General features: G+C 50.3%; 5 protein-coding genes. 1 reads left to right on the forward strand and 4 read right to left on the reverse strand.

The annotated features are described in order from the left end of the window. The 4 genes from ONB37_20100 to ONB37_20115 all read right to left on the reverse strand — a co-directional run. Positions 1–1284: phosphodiester glycosidase family protein (locus ONB37_20100; GenBank protein ID MDZ7402465.1), on the reverse strand; the 1284-nt coding region annotated here is incomplete at its 3' end. A gap of 717 nt (positions 1285–2001) precedes the next feature. Next, a complete protein-coding gene (locus ONB37_20105) occupies positions 2002–4278 on the reverse strand; it encodes a DUF4062 domain-containing protein (protein ID MDZ7402466.1) in 2277 nt (758 codons plus the stop codon). 25 nt (positions 4279–4303) lie between these two features. Further along, entirely contained in the window at positions 4304–4462 is a 159-nt protein-coding gene (locus ONB37_20110; GenBank protein ID MDZ7402467.1) for a type II toxin-antitoxin system HicA family toxin, read from the reverse strand. A gap of 12 nt (positions 4463–4474) precedes the next feature. Next, complete coding sequence (locus tag ONB37_20115) at positions 4475–4744, reverse strand: type II toxin-antitoxin system HicB family antitoxin (protein ID MDZ7402468.1); 270 nt, start codon at positions 4742–4744, stop codon at positions 4475–4477. Between the two features lie 671 nt (positions 4745–5415). On the opposite strand from ONB37_20115, the gene ONB37_20120 reads away from it, so the two are divergent. After that, positions 5416–6420, forward strand: a complete 1005-nt coding sequence (locus ONB37_20120; GenBank protein ID MDZ7402469.1) for a hypothetical protein — start codon at positions 5416–5418, stop codon at positions 6418–6420. The last annotated feature ends 411 nt before the right edge of the window (positions 6421–6831 follow it).

Here is a 6831-nt window from a genome sequence, read left to right on the forward strand (position 1 = left end):
GGAATCTCCCGAAAGAGGATAGCTGCCGATGCGGTTCCATTTCGAGCCGTTGATCGTTTGATCGAGGCGGACCGTATCGCTGCCGCTGGCATGGTTCACAATGAATGGCGTATTTTTGCAGCGATTCGAGGCAGCCACCCACCAGGCGAACAGTTCGTACTGCGCCGGAGCATTCACATTCAAACGAAATTTGGCATAGCGATCACCTGTGCCAATGGTATTCAACATTGCTGCCGTGCCGCCCCAATACCCAGCATTGGCTGAAGCGAACCAGCCCAATCCCACCAAATCGCAGGCAGGATCCGCAGTGTCGATGATCTTTTCATAATAGATCGTTTTGGGGAATGCCAGGGAATCGGCATGGACGACGGCCAGGATCGATGGCACCGGCCGCATATACGTGCCGCCCTCGGGCCGATTGATGAGCTGATTGCCCACTGCCATCTGAGTGGAGCCGCCGCCATCCAGATTCATCGCCTCGACGCAGCCCAAATCCAGCAGCATCTGTGCCAGTTCCGGGAGCGTGACGCCCTGGCTGGCGGTCTGCCGGCCATCCACCACCAGCAGGATGGCATGATTGTTCGGCGTGATGCCCACCGCAGTTCTGGGATTCTCTGTGGCATATCCGATGCCCGAATCCCAAAACACTTCCTCATCATGGGAAATGAATATTGCACCATTTTTAATCAACGTTGGGCCGCCGCCGATACCTGTCAGCAGTTTTTCATAAAGCCGACCCTGGGCTTTTGTGGGAGCTGGCGCTGGTTTGCCCGGGGCATTGGCCGTCGGCTGATCGAATAGGTAAATATCCTCCACACGACTGCCGAAATGGTAGATCCAATCCACCGAGAGCGCGCGTTCAGTGGTCATCCCAAAAAAGCTACGGGTCACTGGATAGGGCACGCCGCTGCGATAAATTGTGCTCAGGTTCTGGGCCAGCACCTCCCCGGGATAGACCACCGCCGAGTAGGAAGTGCTCCCATTGAGGTCAAAATAGCCGCCGTTCACCGCCGCAATGGCGCCCACCCGCTGGACAAATGGCGCCACGCCTTCTTTGCCGCCTGGCGCCTGGGAGAGATAAGACCGAATGGCAATGTGCGGCTGTTGCAAATCGACCTCCAGATACCAGGCCTTTAATGGCGGCGATGACCGTTCGCCCTGAAATAGATGAATCCCCTCGGGCAAATTGAACTGACGAGTGACCTCCACCCAGGTGAGAGATTGGGCAAAGAGCGATGAGGCAAATAATAAAAGTAGAGTGATCAATGTTGTGAATTTTTTCATTCCAAAGATCCTTCGACATTGAGTAATTTTTTTGAGCCCTTGCGAGCGTTATAAACCCCGCAATTTTTCGTCTTATTCGCTTATCAGGCCGAGCGAGGAACTGCATCCAAATTGCCACAGCCAGAAAAATAGCCGAATAAGGTCCGCTGGATATGGGGATATTTTTTCTACTAAGGTTTTGGATCATCACATTGACAACAAACCCAGCTCGAAAACCTTAGTAGCTATGAAAAAGACAAAAATTTTTAACCTTATTCGTTTATCAACGGGGGAAAAACCCAATCCCTCTGCCAACAGTTTCATCGAAAAATGATTAAATAAGGTTCGCTGGATATGGGGATATTTTTTCTACTAAGGTTTTCGATCATCACATTGACAACAATCCCAGCTCGAAAGCCTTAGTAGCCAAGAAAACGACCACAATTTTTAACCTTATTCGCTTATCTGGCCGAAACCTGCATGCAAATCGCCACAGCCTGAAAAATAAGCGAATAAGGTTCAATTCGGTGATGGCGTAATTTTTCTACTAAGGTTTTCATAAACGCAGCAAGCCTTTGCACAGCAGACCTGGCATCATTTCCACATATCTTAATGATCAATGATTACTGATCACTGATCACTGATCACTGATCACTGATTACTGATCACTGATTACTGATCACTGATTACTGCCCACTGACCACTGATTACTGATTGCTGATCACCAACCACTGCTCACTACCCACCCAGCTCCTCAATCTCCCGGCGACACCGCTCCGCCGCGGCTCTATTACCTGCTCGCTCGAAATACTCCGCCGCTTTGCTCAAACAAGCGCGCTGCTTCGCTCGGTATTTTTTGCCGGGATAGCCAAGCGCCTGCCACACTAAAAAAACCGCGGCATTGAAATAATGCGGCAGGGACTCCAAATAGCTGATGGCCTGGCCAAATAGCTGTTCGCCCTGCTTAATATCTCCCTCGGCAAACCACAACCGCGCCAGACTTGCCTGGGCGCCAGCGATGCTGAATTGATCCCCGATTGCCTGATATAAGGAAAGCGCTTGCTGGTAATAGCCCCGCGCCGCCTCATGGTCACTCATCCGAAAACTCAAATCCCCTAAACTCCGATAACAATTCGCTTCGCCCAACTGAGCCCCCAGCCGGCGATACAACGGCAACGCCTGCTCCCAATAGCCCCGCGCCGCCTCATGGTCACTCATCAGAAAACTCAAATCCCCTAAACTCGAAAGACAATTCGCTTCGCCCACTTTTAAATCGAAACGCTGCGCTGCAGCCAGAGCTTTGTTCAGATATTCGATCCCTACAGCGCAAAGGCCATTCCAGCTATAAAGATAATTGCAATGGGTGAGCATCTGGCACAATCGCTCGCTGGCTGGGGCATCATTTCGAGAGAACAGCCAATCCGCAGCCGCATGAAAATTGGGATATTGTTGGGCAAAGCGGCGCAGCGAGTCCTTGCCTCGATCCGCCATGATATCCTCATGCCAGGCTTCGGCTTTTTCTTCATGATAGCGGATGAATGCCTCGGTTTTTTCCTGCGCCTGAGGATGCTCGTTCCATCGGGCTGCGGCAAACGCTCGCACCGGGCGCAGCAATCGATAGCGATCTTCCAATCGCAGGGCTAAATGCTTACGGGTCAGCAGAAAGGCGGCGCTGCGCCAGTCCTGGCCAAAAATGGCGGCCAGGGCTTCGCCATCCGCGCCTGCTGGGAAGAGCGAGAGCAGGGCAAACAGGTCTTGCGCGGGCTCAGTCAGGGTCTCATAGGACAGGCGGATGGAGACATCGACGCTGCGGGTGCGGTCCAGTTCATGCGTCGGGCGCAACGGGTCGCGCAGCAGCTCGGTGCGCCGCGCATCCCACTCCTGGCGCAGCTCAGCCAGAGAATAATCGGGCAACAGCTCGGCGCAGAGGCAAATGGCCAAAGGATAGCCTTCGAATTGTTCCAGCAGATAATTCAGGTGAGGCTCGTCAGCAGCCGTAATGGCATAGCCCTTGTCCTCGGCAATGGCGCGGAACAGGGCCTCGGCATCGGCAGCGGCCATGCGGTCCAGTTCGTACAGTTTCTCGCCAGGAATGGCCAATGCCTCGCGGCTGGTGGTGAGCAGCAGCGGCAGATCGGTTTTGGCGCGCAGCGTCTCGGTCATGTGCTGGAACGCGGCGCGGTCGTGGTTCAGCACGGTCTCGGCATTGTCGAACAGCAGCAATAATTTTTTGCCCTGGAGAAAAGGGACCAGCCCATCGATGCTATCGATGTTCTGTTGCTGCAATCCCAGTCGGGCGATGAGCGTTCCCAGCACGGCTGCGGTCGATTGGGCTGAGCCGCAATCCACGGTCAGGATGCCATCGCTGAAATTGGGGTGGTTTTTCAGCCGCTCGGCCACTTTGCACGCCAGCGCGGTCTTGCCAATGCCGCCCAGACCGGTTACCGTCACAATGGCTTCGGCGAGCACCAGTTGTTCCAGATCCTGCAGCTCGTCCTTTCGGCCGATGAAGCGCAATGGGACCGGCAGATCGCACAGCGGCCGCCCTTCCTTGCCATAATGGTACTCGCGGAAAACATCATCGCGATAGCTTTGAAGGTCTTTTTGCAGTTGGCGCTGGAGCTCGTCCGCGTTGCTGGGTTCGTACCAGAAGCGACCCCGTTTAAAATCGCCCACTTCTCGAGCAAACTCGGCCTGCAGCGGCTCTTTGTCGCCTTTCATGTTATAGACAAAGATAACGCGCTTCGCATCCTTGGCGGTCTGATATTCAAATTTGGTGACCGAAGTACCGTCCTCGAACTGGAATCCGAAGCGCCGACCCAATATCAGCACATAAATCTCACTGGTTTTGATCTTTTTTCTCAGCGTATCCTGGCTGGACATGGGATAAGCGCCCATGGTGCGCTCGGACATGATCGGCTCCATGCCGACCGCCCGAATGGCTTGCTCCGCGGCGTCGCGCTCGGCCTTCATGTCGTAAATGGTGGAGCTAACGAAGACTTTGATGGAGGACATAATTGCCCCTTTCCCGATTGAGCTTTTAGTCCAAAAGCTCAAGAAATTCTTCTATAGTGAGTTCTGCCTGTTCGATAATACTGAACACCGTGCCCTTCTTCAAGTCCCGAGAGTGAAAGGTAACCGTAACGCGCAGATGATCTTTTTTGAATATTTTGTGACTTCCCTTCTGTCGGTGTACGATAAAACCAGTTTTTTAAAGCGCCCGAATCACATCTTGGTTTTTAGCCACGGCAGTTTGGGCATAGGTTGCCTCAATTTCAACGATCAGATGATTTTCTTCTGGGATGGAAAGCCCATCCGCTTGCAGGCTCTCCAGGTACAGGGCGATCGCCTCTTTAATATTTGCCAGCGCTTCGTCGTAGGTATCACCTTCTGAGATGCATCCTGGCAATGCAGGAACAGTCACGGTATAGCCACCTTCTTCCTGGGGAGCAAAGATGACTTTATAATATTTTTTTGCCATTTGGCTAACCTCTAATATTCATTTTTAACATGCTGAATTGGCAAAGCATTCGATTGAATGAAAAATCTGCTTGTTTCATTCCGAATAATTTTTTATCTTTAGCAGGTGGGATAAAGTAGCTCTTGATTTTAAATTTTCTCGGCACTGAAAATTCTACTAAGTCAGATGAGTGAAAACCATTAACAAATGCACGTCATTTCGATCCGCCGATTAGCGGAGAGAAATCTATTCATGAAACCTACCAATCTTGAAATATACAGATTCCTCACTCCACTTCGTTTCGTTCGGAATGACATCATTATGTTTAATCTGACCAGGTGGTAATAATTATTGTCTGATGAATAATAACGTATCAAGCTCAATTATCCCACATGCTAAATATATGCAAAAATTTCAAAATATCAAGCGAAATTATAGCAATGAATCGGTGATCGTCATCGGCCGCGCGGCCAGAGGCATCGACTTGAGCGAATATTCAGATAGGCGCTGTCATTCTGAGGAGCGAAGCGACGAAGAATCCTTTCAATAAACGCACCTACTTTCGTTAATTCAAGAGATTCTTCGCTCTCCGTCCGGCGACTGGCGGACGGATCGCTCGGAATGACATTGCACTTTTATGTTGACGCCAATTTCCGATTGGCCGATAGCGGTAACATCTCAATGGAGGGAGCATGAAAAAAAATCTTCTCATTTTTCTGGTGTTAATCCTGTCAATTACCTCCAATTTTTCAAGGCTCTGGTCAAAATCCTCGACCCTCTACGTCGTTACCCGAAGCACCAAAGTTTTCCGATTACAAAATAAAGACAATCCCACTGTGGGCCTGTTCTCCACCAGCGATCAGGGAAAGTCCTGGCAGCATTACGGCTGGAAATACACCAAGTGTTTTTCCGTTTCCGTTGCCAAACAAAATAATCGGCAACTTTTTTATCTCTCGTGCGGGAATGGCGTATTGAAATCCAACGATGGCGGTAAAAATTGGATCATCACCACGGGCTGGAACATCACCGAATGCCTGAAGACCGCCATTGATCCGACGAATCCCGATATTGTTTATGCCGCGACAGCCTACGGTATTTTTAAGACCATTGATGGCGGGCAGAGCTGGGCCGAGAAAAATGCGGGATTGACCAGCACCTTTACACCGACCGTGGTAATCGATCCCAACGATCCCAATTTGCTATTTTGCGCCACCGAGGCCGGCGTCCATCGCAGTCGCGATGGCGGCGAAAACTGGGAGCCGATCGGGTTATTGGGATTGGGGATTCGCACGTTCATTCAGCATCCCTCGCAGCCGAATTTATTAGCGGTCGGCACTGAGGATGATGGGGTATTTATCTCAAATGATTATGGTCAAACCTGGCAGCAAAAAATCAATGGGCTGACGCATCATACCGTCTACGCCCTGGCGTTTGCGCCTCAGAATCCGAATGTGATGTATGCTGGCACGTTTCAAGGCGGAATTTTTAAAAGCACAGACCGGGGCGAAAGTTGGCAGGCAGTCAATAACGGGCTGAGGGTGCTGGACATCCATGCGATCCTGGTTGATCCGAATGACCAAAATACAATTTACGCAGGAACGTTAAACGATGGGCTTTGGCTCAGTGAAAACGGTGGTTCGAATTGGAGATTTATTGGGTTGGAAACCAGCCAGGTGTGGGATTTGGTGATTCGGTAATTAGGGAATTTGTTACTGTTGTAAAAATGGAAATCAAAAGAGACGCTGTCATTCCTGCGAATGCAGGAATCTCTTTTTTAATTGATGATTAAGTCAACCAAAAAATGAGATGCCTGCATGCGCAGGCATGACAATTTATCCTGTTTTGATAATTTTGCAAAGAGAACTAATCAGGCAATTGGGCGACTGGGTAATTTTTTTGACCACGGAACTGGAACGCCACGGAATTGATAATCAGAAATTATTGGTCTCAGAAATGAAAGGACACAGAAAAAATAGTTCGGAGACCTTTCAGTTCTGTGACCAAAAATATTTAAGACCACAGAAATGGAACAACCACAGAAGTGAAAATTCGAAATTATTGGTCTCAGAAACGAAAGGACACAGAAAAAATAGTTCGGAGACCTTTCA

The organism is candidate division KSB1 bacterium, from assembly GCA_034506395.1.
In the GTDB taxonomy this organism is placed as follows: Bacteria; Zhuqueibacterota; Zhuqueibacteria; order Thermofontimicrobiales; family Thermofontimicrobiaceae; genus Thermofontimicrobium.